This window comes from Leucobacter chromiireducens (genome assembly GCF_003917135.1).
In the GTDB taxonomy this organism is placed as follows: domain Bacteria; phylum Actinomycetota; class Actinomycetes; order Actinomycetales; family Microbacteriaceae; genus Leucobacter; species Leucobacter chromiireducens_A.
The window spans coordinates 40035-57935 of sequence record NZ_RPDI01000012.1; the positions used below are offsets into that span (position 1 = coordinate 40035).

The window sequence follows — 17901 nt, forward strand, 5'->3', positions numbered from 1 at the left end:
CGTCGCCGCGCGCCGCGCCGAACCGTTAGCCCCCGAGGAGGCGGTGCACCACGGTGTCGGCGAGGAGCCGCCCACGGAGCGTCGGCACGACCCTGCCGCCGATGGCGGCGCGTCCGTCGATCAGGCCATCGGCGATGAGCAGCGGCACCGCGCGCCGCTCCTCAGCCGTCAGCGTGTCGGTGGCGAGGCCCGCGGCGATCCGGGTCTCGAGCAGCACACGCTCCTCCCGCCGCGCCTCGGGCGTGAGCGTCTCGCGGGCATGCGCCGGCGACACCTCGGCGTGCACCCGGCTCGCGTATGCGCCAGGGTGCTTGACGTTCCACCACCGCACGCCGCCGACGTGGCTGTGCGCGCCGGGACCCGCCGCCCACCAGTCCTCGCCGGTCCAGTACGAGAGATTGTGCCGCGACCGGGTGTCCTCGGAGCGCGACCAGTTGCTGATCTCGTACCAGCTGAGGCCGGCTGCGGCGAAGCGCGCCTCAGCGAGCTCGTACATCTCCGCGTGCAGGTCCTCGTCGGGCTCGGCCACCTCGCCGCGCTTGATCTGCGCGGCAAGCTTCGTCCCGGCTTCGACGATCAGGGCATACGCCGAGACGTGATCCGGCTCGCAGGCGAGCGCGGCATCGAGCGAGCGCTCCCAGTCCGCGAGCGACTCCCCCGGCGTGCCGTAAATGAGGTCGACGCTCACCTGCAGGCCGGCCTCCTTCGCCCACGCCACCACCTGCGGCACGCGCTCGGGCGTGTGCGTGCGATCGAGGGTGCGCAGCACGTGCGGCACCGCCGACTGCATACCGACGCTCACGCGGGTGAACCCGGCCGCGGCGAGCTCGCGCAGGTAGGCGAGATCCACCGAGTCGGGGTTCGCCTCCGTGGTCACCTCGGCGCCGGGTGCGATCCCCCACTCCGCTCGGATCGTGCCGAGCATCGCCGTCAGATCCGATGCTGGCAGGAGCGTCGGCGTACCGCCACCGAAGAAGACGGTCGACACCTGGCGCTCCGGCAGCCCGGACTCGCGCAAGACGCGCGCGCCGAAGCCGAGCTCCCACTGCACCTGCTCGGCATACTCGTCGCGCCGGGTGCCGCCGAGCTCGCTCGCGGTGTACGTGTTGAAGTCGCAGTAGCCGCAGCGCACCCGGCAGTACGGCACGTGGACGTACACGCCGAAGCGGCGCTCCGCGGCACCGACGACCACGCTCGCGGGGAGCAGGCCGTCCTCGGGCGCCGGATCCCCGTCGGGAAGGACGCTAGGCACTGGCTGTCCCGCCGCTCTGGATCACGCCGACCGCGACGAGCTCGGCCGCCGCTGGTGCGTGTTGGCCGTGGCCGGTGCGGGATCGGCGGGGGGCGCGGGATCGGGGTCTGCGGCCTGGCCGGGCTCGGCGTCATGGGCCTGCTCAGAATCCTGGGCTGGCTCGGGCTCGGCGTCCGGGGCCGGCTCCTGCTCGGGCTCGCTCTCCTCGGGAAGCTCGATCACTGCGGTGACCGGGGCTTCCTCCCAGGCGGGCACGGGCGTGCTCGCGGGCTCGGCCGCTGCGTCGGCTTCGGCCGCTGCTGGGGCCTCGCTTACTGAGACCTCGCCTGCTGCGTCCGCGTCATCCGCTCCGAGCGTCGCCGTCGCCTGCGCACCGGGCAGGAGCGCGGCGAGCTGCGCGCGCACCGCGGCGACCGCGCCGCGCACCTCAGCTCGCGCTCGGAGCCCGAACAGCCCGCCCTTCGGCGCCGCGAGGAAGCCACGGGCCACCGCCCACACCGTGTCGTCGTCGCGCAGCTCGACCGTGAACAGCTGCTCCCCAACAGCGCCGCGCTCGTCGCTCGTGCCCCACGCGAAGCCGATCACGCGCGCCTCGGTGATCGTGTAGATCACGAGCACCTCGCGATCCTCGTTGCCCGGCACGATCAGCGTCGCGCGCGTGCCGGCCACGACGAAGGGCTCGCCGTTCGGGCCGAAGTGCTCCTCGGTTTCGGTGACGGCCTGCGGCACGCCGTCGCGATCAAACTGCGGGCCCTGATAGGCGGAGCCCGTGCCGCGCTCGTTCTCGTGCACGGTCGCGCCAGAACCGCGCTGCGCGCCCCACGTCATCAGCAAGCTGGACGCGAGCAGGAAGCGCTCCTGCCCGCTGCCGAGCCGCAACTCCTCCTGGTATGGCGTGCTGCCGTCCGGCGGAAACCTCAGCAGATCGGGGGCGCGTGACGCACCGACCGCCGCGTAGGCGACGGGCATGTCGACGTGGCTTGCGCGCCGGGAGCCGTTCCCAGCGCTCATCGCTTCGCCTGCTCCTTGCCCTCCACGTCGCCGGACAGCGCGGCAATGAAGGCCTCCTGCGGGACCTCAACGCGACCCACCATCTTCATGCGCTTCTTGCCTTCCTTCTGCTTCTCGAGCAGCTTGCGCTTGCGGCTGATGTCGCCGCCGTAGCACTTGGCGAGCACGTCCTTGCGGATCGCACGAATCGTCTCACGGGCGATCACGCGCGCGCCGATGGCCGCCTGAATCGGCACCTCGAACTGCTGGCGCGGGATCAGCTTCCGCAGCCGCTCCGCCATCATCGTGCCGTAGTGGTAGGCGTTGTCTCGGTGGACGATCGCGCTGAACGCGTCGACCTTGTCGCCCTGCAGGAGGATGTCGACCTTCACGAGATCGGCTTCCTGATCACCCATGGGCTCGTAGTCGAGGCTCGCGTAGCCCTGCGTGCGGCTCTTCAGGTGGTCGAAGAAGTCGAACACGATCTCGCCGAGGGGGATGCTGTAGCGCAGCTCGACGCGCTCACCGAGGTACTCCATGCCGAGCAGGCTGCCGCGACGACTCTGGCAGAGCTCCATGATCGCGCCGACGTAGTCCTTCGGGGCGAGGATCGCGGTCTTCACCACGGGCTCGCGCACGCTCGAGATCTTGCCGTCGGGGTACTCCGACGGGTTCGTGACGGTCACTTCCTTGCCGTCGTCGGTGACCACCTGGTAGACCACGCTCGGCGCGGTCGCGATGAGATCCAGATCGAATTCGCGCCGCAGGCGCTCCGAAATGATCTCGAGGTGCAGCAGGCCGAGGAAGCCGCACCGGAACCCGAAGCCGAGCGCCACCGAGGTCTCCGGCTCGAACTGCAGCGCCGCGTCCTCGAGCTTCAGCTTGTCGAGCGCCTCGCGCAGGATCGGGTAGTCGCTGCCGTCGAGGGGGTAGAGGCCCGAGAACACCATGGGCTTCGGGTCCGTATAACCGGGCAGCGCCTCGGTCGCGGGATTCCGCTTCGTGGTGACCGTGTCGCCCACCTTCGACTGGCGCACGTCCTTCACGCCGGTGATGAGGTAGCCCACCTCGCCGACCGCGAGCCCCTTGGTCGGCGTCGGCTCGGGAGACGAGACGCCGATCTCGAGCGCCTCAAGGTCGGAGCCGTTCGACATCATCTGGATCTTCTCGCGCGGGCTGAGCTTGCCGTCGACCATGCGCACGTAGGTCACCACGCCGCGGTAGGAGTCGTACACGGAGTCGAAGATCATCGCGCGCGCCGGAGCGTCGGCGTCACCAACGGGCGCGGGGATGCGCTCAACCACGCGATCCAGCAGTTCCTCGACCCCGGCGCCGGTCTTGCCCGACACCTTCAGGATGTCCTCGGGGTCGCCGCCGATCAGATCTGCGATCTCGCGCGACACGCGCTCCGGGTCAGCCGCCGGCAGATCGATCTTGTTGAGCACCGGGATGATCTCGAGATCGTTCTCCATCGCGAGGTACAGGTTTGCCAGCGTCTGCGCCTCGATGCCCTGCGCCGCGTCGACGAGTAGGATCGCGCCCTCGCACGCGGCGAGCGACCGAGAGACCTCGTAGCTGAAGTCGACGTGTCCCGGCGTATCGATCATGTTGAGGGCGTATGAGCCGCCGTCGGCGTCCCAGTGCATGCGCACCGCCTGCGACTTGATGGTGATGCCACGCTCACGCTCGATGTCCATTCGATCGAGGTACTGGGCCCGCATCTCCCGGTCAGGGACGGTGCCCGTGACCTGCAGCATGCGGTCGGCAAGCGTCGACTTGCCGTGATCGATGTGCGCGATGATGCAGAAGTTGCGGATGCGCGCGGGGTCGGTCGACGCCGGGACTGGGGGGTTGACGCTGCGTGGAGACATTGTGAGCCATTATCGCACGGCGAGGGCGCCGAGTGGCTATCCGGCGCTCGTGTCTCCCCGGAGGCCCGGTTGGGCGGCGTGGTGACACACCCGGCACTGCGGCGTTCCGGCGACGGCCCGCGTCTGCTAGAGTTGATTCTTGGCTTGCGTGTGGCTCACACCACACAACCCGCAAGGTGCCCTCTCTCGCCGCGCGGATCCATCTGTTTCACCCGTACCGGATAAGGACACACCACAACGTGGCAAACATCAAGTCGCAGATCAAGCGCATCAAGACCAACCTGAAGGCGACCGAGCGCAACAAGGCGTACAAGAGCGAGCTCCGCACCGCCGTGCGTGCGACCCGCACCGCCATCGCCGCTGGCGACAAGGCTCTCGCCGAGGAGAAGCTGCAGGCCGCGAGCCGCAAGCTCGACAAGGCTGTGTCGAAGGGCGTCATCCACAAGAACCAGGCCGCGAACCGCAAGTCGGCGCTCGCGTCCAAGGTTGCTGCGCTCTAGGCTTTCGGCTTTCTGACCCGCACGGGTCGCGAGGGGCTCCGCTTCGGCGGGGCCCTTTTTGCGTGCCAGCGTGCGCGTGCGCGTGCACGGGGCGGACGCGACGCGTGGCCGATCGCCCGGCGCGGCTCAGCGGGCGCGGCCGCGGCGCGCGACGAGCAGCACGAACTTCTCGAGCGCGTACTCGGGGTCGCGGGTGCCCCCTTTGAGGAGCCACTCGGTCTCCGCGGCCTGGTCGATGCAGCGGGCGAGATCGGCCTCGCGCCAGCCTCGGACCTCGCGCTGGGCGCGCTCCACCTGCCAGGGCGCCATCCCGAGCTCCTTCGCGAGCTGACCGCTGCCGCCTGAGGCGCCGTAGACTCGCGCCAGCGCGCGCACCTTCATGTTGAGGGCGGCGAGCAGCGGGATGGGATCGGTGCCCGTGGAGAGTGCCTGCCGCAGCAGCACCAGAGCGTCCGCGCCGCGGCCAGCGGTCGCCGCGTCGGCGACGCGGAAGGCGTTGGTTTCGACCCGCCCCTCGGTCGCACGGTTCACCTCGTCCTCGCCGATGCGGGCACCCACGTCGGAAACGAGCTGCGCGCAGGCCCCGGCGAGCTCGCCGATCCCGCCGGAGTAGGCAGCCGCGAGCATGCGCGATGCGCCGGGCGTCGCCTGGGCGCCGAGCCGACGGAACTCCGCCTGCACGAACGCAAGCCGGTCGGCGTCCTTCTTCACCTCGGGGCAGGCGATCTCGACGGCACCCCCGGTCCCCTTGCGCAACAGGTCGAGGAGAGCCTTGCCGCGCTGGCCGCCGGAGTGCCGCAGCACCACGACGGTGTCGTCCGCCGGCTCGGCGGCGTACCGCTTCGCGTCCGCAATGAACGCGTCGGAGCACTTCTCCACGGAGTCGACCCGGATGAGTCGCGGTTCGGCGAACAGCGACGGGCTGGCCACGGTGAAGAGCTCCCCCGACGCGTAGCTCGCCGCATCGATGTCGTGCACCTCCAGCTCGGGGTGCGCGTCGCGCAACTGCGCACGGATGGCCTGACCCGCGCGATCAGCGAGAAACGCCTCGGGGCCGCTGATCAGAACGAGCGGCGCCGGGCGCGCCTCCGACCAGTCGAGCTGCGGGGCCTTCGCTGAGGTAGTTCGTGCTGCTGCCACCCGATAAGCCTATCCGGGCCCACCGACACTCGTGCCCCGCACCGGCCAGCTCGGCGCACACCCACTCAACGCCGCTCGGACTTGCCGTCGGGGAACTCGGCCCAAACGCGGATGCGCCCCGGTGTCCCGCTGAGCGCGAGCGTACCGTGCGTGTCGGTGCGGGAAACCGCGGTGCCAGCGGCGGCGAGCTGAGCCAGGGTGTCGTTTGCCGGGTGCCCGTACCGATTGCCGACCCCGGCGGAGACGAGCGCCACCCGCGCGCCGACCGCCGCCGCCATGCACGGGTGCTGGTCCCGTGAGCCGTGGTGCGCCACCTTCAGCACGTCGACGCGCGCGGCTCCCGCGATCAGCCCGTCACAGCTCGCGCCACGAACTGGCTGGCGCGTCCCTTGCTCGAGAAACTCGCGCTGAGATTCGTGCCCAGTGTCTCCGGGCAGCAGCACGCTGAGCGCTCCGGCCTGCACCCGCAGCACGACACTCGCGCCGTTCGCGTCGGGCGGCACCCGATCCCGGGGCGGCCCGAGCACCTGCCACGGCAGGGCGGCCCCGCCGGCGTCGCCGCGCTGCACGACCGTGGCGGGAATCCGTTCCGCTGCGAGCTCCCTGAGGAGCGCACGATCCGCACCGTCCACCCGGTTGCTCGGCGCGATGAGGGCGCGCTGCACGCGCCCACCCAGTTCGCTGAGCGCACCGGTGTGATCCTGGTGATCGTGACTCAGCACCAACCACCTGATCGAGCGGACACCGAAGCGATCAAGGCAGGTGCGAAGCGCAGCCCCGTCCTCCCCGGTGTCCACCAGCATCACCTCGCGCGGGGTGCCGGGGTTGCGCAGCAGGATGGCGTCTCCCTGACCGACATCGCAGGCGACCACGCTCCAGTCCTGCGGCACGCCGAATCGGGTCACGGCTGGTGCGAGCAGCGTCGGTCCGAGGAGCGCGCTGATGCCGAGCCCGAGCAGGGCAGCCGCGCCGCGCCGCGCGCACGGGCTCGGCGGTCGTGCGACCAGCCACGGCGCTCGCCGGCGCGGTTGTCGCACCGCCGAGCGCACCCCCGCCCAAACACCGAGCCCGAGTACCACCTCGCACGCGGCGAGGAGCGCCGCGCCTGGCCAACCCTCCGGCCACGGCAGCTGCGCGAACGGGAGCCCAGCCGTCACCTCCGCGGTCGCGCTGAGCCAGCTCGCCGGGAGAGCGGCCACGCGCAGCACGAATCGCCCGGCCGAGGCGCAGAGCGGGAGGAGGGTGAGCGCGAGCAGGCCAAGCCCCGTACCGAGCGGCGCCGCCGGCGCCGCGAGCACGTTCGCGAGCACGCTGACGGTCGACAGTCCGGGCTGCAGGAGCACGAGAAACGGCGCGCACGCGAGCTGGGCAACCAACGCGATGCTGACCGGCAGCGCAAGCCACGCGGGGACTCGCAGCCGGCGCCGGAGTTGGCCGGCCACTGGTGCCGCGGCGATCAGGATTGCGAGCGTTGCCACGACGGAGAGCACGAACCCGGGGTGCACGGCCTGCCACGGGTCCCGGATGAGGAGCAGCAGGATCGCAACGCCGAGTGCCGGGAGCGCGACCGATCGGCGGCCGCCGAAGCGTGACAGCAGGATCACCGCCGCCATGACCGCGGCTCGATAGACGCTCGGTTCCGGCCCCACCACCGTGACGAACCCGGCGAGCGCCGCCGCCTGGACGACGATACGCGTTCGGCGACCGGCGCGGAGCCAGGCCGCCGCCCAGCCGATCGCTCCGGTTACGAGCGCGCAGTTCGCACCTGAAACGGCGACGAGGTGGGTGAGCCCGCTCACCCGCATCTGGCCGGCCAGGGTGTCCGGCATCAGCTCAGTGTCCCCGACGGCGAGCCCGGGGACGAGCGCTGCCGCCGGGATCGCGGCCGCCTCTTCCCGCAGGCGCTCGCGAAGCGCTGCGGCACGCAGCTCTGGGCTGGGCGCAGGTCGCAGCGGTTTAGCGGCCGCCACGCGGATACCGGCTGCCGCGGAGGCCTCCGGCGCGAGCGGAACAAGCGTCCCGCTGATCTGAAAGCGCGCTCCCGGCGCCCACGCTGGCCCGCCACAGGGCGCCGCAGGCTCACCGCACCAGAGCAGCAGGGGCGCAGCACCCGCGCGCGTGGCGATCTCCGCTGCGGCCCACCGCTGGCCGCTCGCGCCGGTGCCCACGAAGCTGGTGAGCTGCACGTGCAGCTGCGCGGCGTGATCGACGGCGAGCACCTCAGCACGCGCCGTCTCTCCCGCTGTGATGCGCCCACCGAGGAGGAGCAGGCACGCGGAGGCGATGAGCGCCGGCGCGGCGAGGCTGCGCCAGACGGGCATGCGGGGCCCTGTCTCCAGCCCCCGGGGCCGCGCGCCAGGGTCCCCGCGCGTCGCGGCCCCCTCGCTGTGCCGCCCGCCCCGCGCCCGGGCGACCACCGCGAGCCCGAGCACGAGCCCGCCGAGCGCGGCACCTCCCCAGCCGAGCCAGACTCCGACTCCCGGGGTCGAGAGCGCCACCGCGCAGCCGAGCCAGGCGAGGAGCGCAGGTCCGAGCACTCGCCATTCCCCGGGTCTCATGGCACCACATGATCGCGCAGCCCTGCGAGCGTCTTCTCGCCGATCCCGGGAACCTCGGCGAGTTGCTCGATGCTCGAGAAGTCGCCGTTCGCTGCTCGCCACTCGAGGATGCGTGCGGCGAGGCCCGGTCCGATGCGAGGCAGGGTTTCGAGCGCGGCAGCATCCGCCGTGCTGAGCCGCACGGCAGCCCCAGCGCCCGACGGGGCACCGCTCCCCTGGCCCGCTCCACCCGCGCCGACGGAGTCGCCACCGGCCTCAGCCTCCGCCGCCTCGTCCGCGGTGGGCACCCGGAGCTGCTCGCCGTCCTCGAGGCGGCGGGCGAGATTGACTCCGGCGAGAGCCGCGGCGTCGGTGGCCCCACCCGCGGCGGCGATGCCATCCGCGACCCGGGACTCCGCACGCAGCTCGACGAGGCCGGGCCGCTGCACCTCGCCAACCACATGCACCCAGAGCGTCCCGGACCCGGTCTCCTCGCCAGCCCCCGCATCCGCGTCGAACTCACCGCCGCCCTCGACCGCAGCACCGTCGCCAGCCGAGTCCGCGCCGTCGCCAACCGACACCGCACCAGCCCCAGCCGACACCTCGCCGCCACTCAACTGCACGGCGGCGATCCCGATCGCGATCAGCACGGCCGCCAGGAACACCGCGACGCCGGCCCACAGAGGGGCGCGCAGCGCGCGGAGCAGGCGTGCGCCGAGGGGCAGCTCGGGATCCCAACGCAGCGTGGGGCGCGCCTCATCACCCGCTTGCGCGAGCCGCCACGGCACGGGGTCGCCATTCGGCTCGGCAGCCAGCTCGGCAGCCAGCGGGGAGACCGGCTCGGACACCGCGCGTAGCCGCGTGAGCACGCGCTCCGGTGGCCAGACCACCGGACGCTCGGTTCGGGGCGCCGCTCCGCGCCACGGCTCGTCGGCTCTGTCGGCGTCCCGGCCAGTGCCCCGGTCGGAGCCAGGGTCGGCGTCCAGTTCGGAGGCCGGGTCTACGATGCGGTGCGACATGCGCCAACGATAGGCGCTCCCACGCGGGCCGTGATCCCGGATTCGAGCGGGCACGCAAATCTGTGGAGAGCACCCACGTGGCGCGCAGCTGTGAGCACCCCTCGCCCCTGTCCGCAAGCCGGAACCCCCAACACTCCGAAACATCAGACTAAAGTAAGGTAAGACTCACCCAGCCATCGTAAAGGTCGCCATGCTCTCCCTCGCCCCACACCCGACGCTCGACACGCCCGTCCTCCCGCCCAGCCACGGGCCGGAGCACAGCGTCGTCCACCCGTTCCTCCTCACGACGAGCGTGCACGAGCCCGACCGCCCCCTGAGCTGGCCGCCGCACCACCACCCCGAACACGAACTCCTCTGGACCGAGCGCGGCGTCGCGACCATGTTCGTCGCCGGGAGCCACTGGACCGTGACCCCGGGCATCGGGCTCTGGATCCCCGCTGGCATCGAGCACGAGGGGCAGACGCGTGATCGCACGGCGGTGCGCGCAACGTACTTCGCGACCGCCGGTTGGGGCCCGGCGTGGCAGCGCCCGCAGGCGGTGCGCCTCGCGCCAGCGGTCCGCGAGCTCCTCATCCACCTCAAGCACGCGCACATGAGCGTGGAGCAGCGCGTGCGCGCCCAGCGGGTCTGCGTCGACCTGCTGGAGGCGACGGACGCCGTCGAACTCGACGTCCCGATCCCGAACGATCCCCGCCTCGCCATGCTCGTCGAGATGATCCTGCACGATCCGGCAGACGACCGCACGCTCGACCAGTGGGCATCGCTGCTCAACATGACCACCCGCACGCTCACCCGCGTGTTCGCCGCCGAGGTGGCGCTCAGCTTCGCGCAGTGGCGGCGGCTCGTTCGCATGCGCGCGGCGCTCGGACACCTCGCGCGCGGCATGAGCGTGAAGGCCGTCGCGCGCGAGGTGGGCTACCGCACGCCGAGCGCGTTCGTCACCGCGTTTCGACGGACCGTCGGCACCACGCCTGGCGAGTACGCCGGACGCGCTTGATCCCGCGCTGTCCTGAACACGACACCGTCTGTCCGCGGGCGGCACCCGGCCGTCGGTAGCGTCGAGATCGTGCCCCCTTCCGCCGCTCACGCACCTGCACCAGCCCCAGCTCCCCCAGCCGCGGCCCCTGCTCCCCCAGCCTCCGCGGCGGCCAGCAGGCCCCACCTGCGCGGGATCCCCGGCGGGGCCGCGACGCGCTCCGCCGGGCTCGGCCTCGCGGTCGCCGTGCTGCTCGCCGCCGCGCTCCTCAGCATCCTGATCGGTGCGCGCGGGATCGGGGTCGCAACCGTCTGGGAGGCGCTCACCGCTCCGGCCGACCTCGAGGCCCACCACGTGATCCGCGAGCTGCGCCTGCCGCGCACCGTTGTCGCGATCCTGGTTGGGGCCGCGCTCGGCGTCGCGGGCGCGCTCATTCAGGCGCTCACCCGCAACCCGCTCGCGGACCCCGGGATCCTGGGGGTGAACGCCGGCGCAGCATTCGCCGTGGCCATCGGCATCGGGGGGTTCGGCGCGCGCACGCTCTCCGCCACCATGTGGTTCGCATTCGGCGGCGCACTGCTCGTCACGCTCGCCGTCTCCGCGATCGGTGCGGTGGGACGCGGCGGCGCGGATCCGCTGCGCCTGGTGCTCGCCGGCGTCGCACTCGGCGCGGTGCTCAGCGGCCTCACGAGCGTCATGATGCTGCTCGACCCGCAGGCGTTCGACGCGATGCGCAACTGGGGCGCCGGATCGGTGCTCGGCCGCGAGCTGACACAGATCTGGCCCATCGTCCCCTTCCTCGCGATCGGGATCGCTGTCGCGCTCGGCGCGACCCGCCAGCTCAACGCGATCGCGCTCGGCGAGGAGCTCGCTGCGGCGCTCGGCGCGCGAGTGCTGCGCACACGAGTGCTCGTCGTGATCGCCGTGACGCTCCTCGCGGGCGGCGCCACCGCGATCGCAGGGCCGATCGGCTTCGTCGGGCTCATGGTGCCGCACGTCGCACGCTGGATCGTGGGCCCGGACCAGCGCTGGATCATGGCGTACACCGTCGTGCTCGCGCCGATCCTGCTCCTCGTCTCCGACATCGCCGGGCGGCTCATCATGCGCCCGGCCGAGATCCCGGTCGGCATCGTCACCGCGTTCTTCGGTGCGCCGGTGCTGATCGTTCTGATCCGCCGCAAGCGAGCGAGCGGGCTGTGAGCGCGGGGCGCACCTACTGGCGTGTGGCGGGCCGTCGCGTGGCGTTCCGGGTCGACGCACGAGCGGTCGCCGTCGGCGCCGCGTTGCTCGCGGTCTGCGTGTGCCTCGCGGTGCTCGGCCTCGCCGTTGGCGAGCTGCCGCTCTCGCTCGCGGAGGTGTGGGGCGCGCTCACCGGGGCCGGGGAGGACTTCACTCGCACCGTGGTGCTCGAGTGGCGGCTCCCCCGCGTGCTCGCGGCCCTTGTCTGTGGCGCCGCGCTCGGTGCCAGCGGCGCGGTGTTCCAGTCGCTCACCCGCAACCCGCTCGCGAGCCCCGACATCCTCGGCTTCTCCGCCGGCGCGTACACGGGCGCACTCATCGTTATCATCGTGCTCGGCGGCGGCTACCTCGCGGTCGCGGCTGGCGCGCTCGTCGGGGGCCTCGCGGCCGCCGCGCTCGTGTCGCTGCTCGCCTTCCGCGGCGGGATGCAGGGCTTCCGCCTCATCGTGGTCGGCATCGCCGTCTCAGCGATGCTCAGCTCGCTGAACACCTGGCTGACGCTCACCGCCGACCTCGAGACCGCGATCGTCGCCGCCGTCTGGGGCGCTGGCTCCCTCAACGGCACGACGTGGCAGCAGGCCGGCGCCGGGAGCGTGCTCATCCTCGTGCTGCTCGGGATCGCGCTGCTGCTCGCCCGGCCGCTGCGCCAGCTGGAGCTCGGCGACGACGCGGCGCAGGCGCTCGGCGTGCACGTCACCCGCACGCGCCTGCTCCTCATGCTCGTCTCCGTTGCCCTCATCGCGGTCGTCACGGCGGCGGCCGGGCCGATCGCGTTCGTCGCGCTCGCGGCGCCGCAGCTCGCGCGCCGCGTCGCACGCAGCCCCGGCGTATCGATCCCCGTCTCCGCGCTCATGGGCGCCGCGCTCCTCGCGGCGTCCGACTTCGCGGCGCTCACCGCATTCCCGGCGATGCTGCCGGTGGGCACCGTCACCGTGGTGTTCGGCGGCGCGTACCTCCTGTGGCTGCTCGTGCGCGAGGCGCGCCGGCGTTTCTAGGGTTCAGGCGCCGGCGCATCTCGGGCTCCGGCGCGTCCCAAACGCGAACTCCATCGTCCGCCAGGCGCACGACACCGCTCCTAGCGTGGAATCAGGCGGCGGATTCCGCCGGCACATCAGCACCCCGTGCGCCGCACCGGCGCACCAGAACGCGAGGACCCGAATGCTCTCCCTCTCCGACCGACTCACTCACGCACCCGCGCGCCGCGGCGCGCGCCGCCTCGCCACTGCGGGCGCCGCCACCCTCGCCGCCCTCAGCCTCCTCGCCGGCTGCGCCGGGGCACCAGCGGCCGATACGCCAGCGGCCGAGACCGCAGCGGGCGAGACCGCCGGGGGCGACTCGTCAGCAGCCGGGCAGAACGGCACGATCGAGTTCTCCTACGAGGGCTATGAGGCGACGCTTCCCGCCGATCCCGAGCGGGTGGTGGTGCTCGATAGCCGCGCGGGGCTCGAGCTTGCGCTGCTCGCGGAGTACCCGATCGTGGCGACCGCGTACGGCACCGACAGCCCGCTCTCCCCGCTCGTCGACGCCGACACCGCGCACCTCAAGAACTCTGCGTTCGACCTGAACCGGGAGGAGATCGCAGCCTACAAGCCCGACCTCATCGTGGTCGGCACCGGCTGGTGGGACTACTACGAGGGCGAGGACTTCAAGCTCGGCGAGATCGCTCCGGTGCTCGCGGTGAACGACGGCATTGACGTTGCCGGCGCCTCCATCGACGAGCCGTTCGTCGCGATGACCGAACAGCTTGCGCAGCTGGGCCGCGCCGACCAGGCCGAGGCCGCGATCGCGGACTACGAGGCGGCCGTCGACTCGGCCCGCGAGCGCATCGGCGACTACGCTGCGGGGAAGACCGCAACCGTGATCCACGCGCCCGTCGACAACTTCACGGTGATCTCCGACGACTCGATCTACCAGGTGGTGCTGCCGGCGCTCGGTTTCCGCATCCTGGAGAACGAGCAGATCGACTCCGCGCCGCTCCACGCCTCGGGCGAGGGACGCACCCTCAGCTACGAGAACGCGGTGAGCGCGCTCGGTGACGCCGATCTCGCGATCGTCTTCAAGGCAGAGCGCGACGCTTCCCTCGACCCGCTGCTCAAGCGCGTCCCCGCTGTTGAGAGCGGCAACTGGATCGAGGGGAACCTGGCCGAGCGCTTCGGCTTCGCGCTCACGTACACGAGCTTCGTGAACGGCGTCGCCGACGCGATCGAGGCGTTCCCGAACGAGTAACGCACGCCCTAACACGCGCAGACCCCAATACGCGAAGACCCCCGGGATTCCTCCCGGGGGTCTTCGCGTATGAGGCGGCGGCCTACGCCGGCTTCGTCGCGATGCTCACGATCTTCGGGACGCGCACCACCGTGTGCACCACGGTGCGGTCGCCGATCGCGCGCTGCACGCTCGCCGATGCTCGGGCGGCGGCCTCGGCCTCGGCCTCGGTGACCGTCGCCGGCAGCGTGAGGCGATCGCGCACCTTGCCGTCGACCTGCACCACCATGGTCACCTCGTTCTCCACCAGCAGCGCGGGATCGGCCTTCGGCCAGGTCGCGAGCGCGACCGTCGCCTCGTGCCCGAGCTTCGCCCACATGTCCTCAGCGGCGAACGGTGCGAACAGCGAGAGGATCTGCGCAATCACCTGCGCCGACTCGCGCACCGCCGGATCCGAGACGCCGGCGCCCGAGTCGATCGCCTTGCGCGTCACGTTGACCTGCTCCATGAGGCGTGCGACCACGACGTTGAACTTGTACCCCTCGATGAGGGTGGGCGCGTCGGCCAGCAGGTGGTGCGTCGCGCGGCGGAGGCCCGCGTCGCCCGCGGCGAAGTCGGCGCCGACGGGCGCACCCGAGCGCTCAACGTCGTCGGCGATGCGCCAGGCGCGCGCGAGGAACTTCGCGGAGCCCTGCACCGACACATCGGCCCAGTCGATGTCGTCCTCCGGCGGGCCGGCGAACGCGAGCGTGACGCGCAGCGCGTCGGCGCCGTGCGCCTGCAGCTCGCTCGCGAACTCCACGAGGTTGCCCTTCGACTTCGACATCTTCGCGCCGTCCTGCAGCACCATGCCCTGGTTGAGGAGCGAGGTGAAGGGCTCCTCGAAGTCCAGGTAGCCGAGGTCGTGCAGCACCTTCGTGATGAAGCGCGAGTAGAGCAGGTGCAGGATCGCGTGCTCGACGCCGCCAGCGTACTGATCGATCGGGCCCCAGGTGCGCGCAAGCTCGGGATCGAACGCCTGCGTGTCATCGTTTGCCGACAGGAAGCGGAGGAAGTACCACGAGCTGTCGACGAACGTGTCCATCGTGTCGGGATCCCGGGTCCAGCTCTCGCCGGTCTCCGGGTCCACCACGGTGGCCCACTCGGTCGCCGCGCCGAGCGGCGAGGAGCCCTTCGGCTTCAGGTCGAGGCCCTCGGAAGCGGGGAGCTCGACGGGCAGCTGATCCTGCGCGACCGGGCGCATCTCGCCGTCGGCGCCGTGCAGGATCGGGATCGGGGTGCCCCAGTAGCGCTGGCGCGAGATCAGCCAGTCGCGCAGGCGGTACGTCGTCGCGGCGCGGCCGGTGCCGCGCGCCTCCAGCACCTCGATGGCCTTCGCGATCGCCTCGGTCTTGCCGAGTCCATCGAGCTCGGCGGAGTTGACGAGCACGCCCTCGCCCGCGGTGGCGACGCCGGACTCGGCGGGGTCGGGCAGCGGCGCACCGTCGGCGTCGCGCACGTCGACGACCACACGCACGGCGAGGTCGAACTTGCGCGCGAAGTCGAGGTCGCGCTGATCGTGCGCTGGCACCGCCATGATCGCGCCGTGGCCGTAGTCGGCGAGCACGTAGTCGGATGCCCAGACGGGAATGCGCTCGCCGTTCACCGGGTTGACCGCGTATCGGCCGAGGAACACACCGGTCTTCTCGCGCTCCGTGCTCTGGCGCTCGATCTCGGTCTGCTTCTGGGTCTGCTCAAGATATGCCTGGAACTGCATGCGCACCTCGGCGTCGGCCTCGGCGACGAGTTCGGCGGCCAGGTCCGCGTCCGGGGCGACCACCATGAAGGTCGCGCCGTGCAGCGTGTCGGGACGCGTCGTGAAGACGGGCACCTTCTCCGCGCGGCCCTCGATCTCGAACTCCACCTCGGCACCGCGCGAGCGCCCGATCCAGTTGCGCTGCATGTTCAGCACCTTGGTCGGCCACTTGCCCTCGAGCTGGTCGAGATCGTCGAGCAGGCGATCCGCGTAATCGGTGATGCGGAAGTACCACTGGGTGAGCTTCTTCTTCACCACGATCGCGCCGGAGCGCTCCGACGTGCCGTCCGCGAGCACCTGCTCGTTCGCGAGCACCGTCTGGTCTACCGGATCCCAATTGACCCAGCTCGCCTTCCGGTACGCGAGGCCCTTCTCGTACATCTTGAGGAACAGCCACTGGTTCCAGCGGTAGTACTGCGGGTCGCTCGTGTGCAGCACCCGGCTCCAGTCGAACGACGGCGCGTACAGGCGGAAGCTCGCCTTCTGCTGCGCGATGTTCGCGTAGGTCCACTCGCGGGGATCAACGCCGCGCTTGATCGCCGCGTTCTCCGCGGGCAGGCCGAACGAGTCCCAGCCGATCGGGTGCAGCACCTCGTAGCCCTGGCCGCGCCAGAAGCGCGCGAGCACGTCACCGAAGCAGAACGCCTCGGCGTGCCCCATGTGCAGATCACCCGAGGGGTACGGGAACATGTCGAGCACGTACTTCTTGGGGCGCTCGGCGTCCCCCGAGCCCACCTCGAACGGTTTCAGCTCGTCCCAGACGGGAAGCCAGCGATCCTGAATCGCCTGAAAGTCGTAGCCCTCGGCATCACGGCCCTGCTGCTCGGTCACACACACCTCGATCTTGGTTCGGCTCGTCGCACGTCGGCGCGACACATACCCTCCAGGATACCGCGTTCGATCAGGATCCCCGGCGCTCACGCGCCCGCGGCGTCGAGTGCGCTCACGGCGTCGAGCGCGCGCACGAGCGACGCGGCCTTCAGGTGCTTCTCGGCGAGCTCCGCGGACGGGCGCGAGTCGGCCGTGATCCCGCCGCCCGCGCCGATCCGCGCCGTGCGCGTGTCGCCGGCGCCGCGCAGCTCCACCCCGCGGATCGTCATCGCGAGCTCCACATCGCCGCCCCGATCGAGCCAACCGAAGCAGCCGGCGTACAGGCCGCGCGGTCCTGCCTCGAACTCGCGCAGCAGCTCAATCGCCCGGCGCTTGGGCGCCCCGGTCATCGAGCCGCCGGGGAAGCACGCGGCGATCGCCGACGCGGCCCCCTCCCCCTGGCGCAGCTCCCCCGACACGGTGCTCACGAGCTGGTGCACGTGCTGGTGGGTCTCGACCCGCAGAAACCCGGTCACCGCGACGCTTCCCGGCGCACACACCCGTGACAGGTCGTTGCGCATGAGGTCGACGATCATCAGGTTCTCCGCGCGCTCCTTGGGGTCCGCGCGCAGCTCTGCCGCGAGCCGCTCGTCCTCGGCCGGGGTGCCGCCGCGCGGCCTGGTGCCCTTGATCGGATGGGTGTCGATGCGGCTCCCGCGAATGCTGAGGAACCGCTCGGGACTCGCGCTCACGAGCGCCCGGCCCGGCGTCACGATGAGTCCGCCGCGCAGCGCCCCGCCGCGCGCGCGGAGTTCCAGGAAGAGGTCGAGCGGATCGGCGCGCGTCGTCGCGGTGAGCGTGTCCGTGAGGCACAGTACGTACGCCTCGCCATCGCGAATCGCGGCCTTGCACGCGTCAACCGCTGCCGCGTATGCGCCGTCGTCATGGCGCCAGGCGGGCGGCACGGGTGGCGCGGTTGGCACTGGTGCTCGCGCGGGATCGCCGCCGGGCTCGGGATCGCTGCCGGGCTCGGGATCGCAGCCGGCCGACGCCCCGGCGAGGAGACCGCCGTGCTCCGCGAGCCACGCGTCGATGTGCGCGTCGCGCGCCGCACGGAGTTCGCCGCGCTCACCCGACACCGCGACCACGACGTCGGCGCGCAGCGCGAGGGCCGCGGCGACATCGTCGGGCGTCGGGTCGAGGCCGAGCAGCGCCTCCCCGAACTCGTAGCCGAGCGCCGCCACCCAGCCCGAGTGAAAGCCCACGCTGGGAGCCGACGCGGCGGCGGAGCGATCCCGAGCTGCTCGGTGGCCCCCGATCAGCTCCAGAAACTCGCCGTGCTGCCCGGGCGCTGCGGTCGCGACCGCGGCAGCGATCCCGAGGTAGCTCACCGCTTCCTCCCCCGCCCCGGCCGCAGCGCCGTCGAGCCAGAACCAGGATCCGGCGTCGGCCGGAAGGCCCTCGCGCAGGCGGCGCGCGAGCCCCTCGGCGCCGCCCGGAATGGTCACCGCGCGACGCACCCTCCCCGACTCTGCCTCCGCCACCTGCCTAGCGTAGCGCGGTGGTA

At 71.9% G+C, this 17901-nt stretch carries 13 protein-coding genes; 5 read left to right on the top strand and 8 right to left on the bottom strand.

Translation table 11 applies throughout. The annotated features are described in order from the left end of the window. Positions 1-25 precede the first annotated feature (25 nt). Genes hemW through lepA form a run of 3 tightly spaced genes read right to left on the bottom strand, consistent with a single transcriptional unit; the run spans position 26 to position 4113 of the window. Positions 26-1252 (bottom strand): radical SAM family heme chaperone HemW, encoded by a 1227-nt coding sequence (gene hemW / locus EGM46_RS07615; protein ID WP_125099563.1) that lies wholly within the window; start codon positions 1250-1252, stop codon positions 26-28. Between the two features lie 21 nt (positions 1253-1273). Beyond that, the gene (locus EGM46_RS07620) at positions 1274-2263 is read right to left on the bottom strand and encodes a DUF1990 family protein (RefSeq protein ID WP_241156234.1); all 990 of its coding nucleotides are present in this window, start codon (positions 2261-2263) and stop codon (positions 1274-1276) included. Further along, complete coding sequence (lepA, locus tag EGM46_RS07625) at positions 2260-4113, bottom strand: translation elongation factor 4 (protein ID WP_125099564.1); 1854 nt, start codon at positions 4111-4113, stop codon at positions 2260-2262. Before lepA ends, EGM46_RS07620 begins: the two co-directional genes overlap by 4 nt. A 239-nt stretch (positions 4114-4352) precedes the next feature. Here lepA and rpsT point away from each other — a divergent pair, with 239 nt between their 5' ends. After that, positions 4353-4613, top strand: coding sequence for a 30S ribosomal protein S20 (rpsT, locus tag EGM46_RS07630; protein ID WP_125099565.1), 261 nt, complete (start codon positions 4353-4355; stop codon positions 4611-4613). 126 nt (positions 4614-4739) lie between these two features. On the opposite strand, the gene holA is transcribed toward rpsT, so the two are convergent. The 3 genes from holA to EGM46_RS07645 all read right to left on the bottom strand — a co-directional run bounded on the left by holA (position 4740) and on the right by EGM46_RS07645 (position 9309). Next, positions 4740-5753: a DNA polymerase III subunit delta gene (holA, locus tag EGM46_RS07635; RefSeq protein WP_125099566.1), complete on the bottom strand. Its 1014-nt coding sequence runs from the start codon at positions 5751-5753 to the stop codon at positions 4740-4742. A 65-nt stretch (positions 5754-5818) separates the two neighbouring features. After that, positions 5819-8311 (bottom strand): ComEC/Rec2 family competence protein, encoded by a 2493-nt coding sequence (locus tag EGM46_RS07640; protein ID WP_241156235.1) that lies wholly within the window; start codon positions 8309-8311, stop codon positions 5819-5821. Continuing rightward, entirely contained in the window at positions 8308-9309 is a 1002-nt protein-coding gene (locus EGM46_RS07645) for a ComEA family DNA-binding protein (protein WP_125099567.1), read from the bottom strand. Before EGM46_RS07645 ends, EGM46_RS07640 begins: the two co-directional genes overlap by 4 nt. A gap of 190 nt (positions 9310-9499) precedes the next feature. Between EGM46_RS07645 and EGM46_RS07650 the strand changes: the two genes are divergently transcribed. The 4 genes from EGM46_RS07650 (at position 9500) to EGM46_RS07665 (ending at position 13750) form a co-directional block, all read left to right on the top strand. Beyond that, positions 9500-10306, top strand: a complete 807-nt coding sequence (locus EGM46_RS07650) for a helix-turn-helix transcriptional regulator (protein WP_125099568.1) — start codon at positions 9500-9502, stop codon at positions 10304-10306. Between the two features lie 69 nt (positions 10307-10375). After that, positions 10376-11485, top strand: a complete 1110-nt coding sequence (locus EGM46_RS07655) for an iron chelate uptake ABC transporter family permease subunit (RefSeq protein ID WP_125099569.1) — start codon at positions 10376-10378, stop codon at positions 11483-11485. Beyond that, entirely contained in the window at positions 11482-12519 is a 1038-nt protein-coding gene (locus EGM46_RS07660; protein WP_125099570.1) for a FecCD family ABC transporter permease, read from the top strand. The genes EGM46_RS07655 and EGM46_RS07660 overlap by 4 nt, the downstream gene beginning before the upstream one ends. A 163-nt stretch (positions 12520-12682) precedes the next feature. Further along, positions 12683-13750: an ABC transporter substrate-binding protein gene (locus EGM46_RS07665; RefSeq protein ID WP_125099571.1), complete on the top strand. Its 1068-nt coding sequence runs from the start codon at positions 12683-12685 to the stop codon at positions 13748-13750. Positions 13751-13832: 82 nt separating this feature from the next. On the opposite strand, the gene leuS is transcribed toward EGM46_RS07665, so the two are convergent. Together leuS and EGM46_RS07675 are read right to left on the bottom strand one after the other, a co-directional pair. Beyond that, positions 13833-16355: a leucine--tRNA ligase gene (leuS, locus tag EGM46_RS07670; RefSeq protein ID WP_125099572.1), complete on the bottom strand. Its 2523-nt coding sequence runs from the start codon at positions 16353-16355 to the stop codon at positions 13833-13835. Positions 16356-16441: 86 nt separating this feature from the next. Further along, positions 16442-17878, bottom strand: coding sequence for an anthranilate synthase component I family protein (locus EGM46_RS07675; protein WP_241156236.1), 1437 nt, complete (start codon positions 17876-17878; stop codon positions 16442-16444). Positions 17879-17901: the final 23 nt, after the last annotated feature.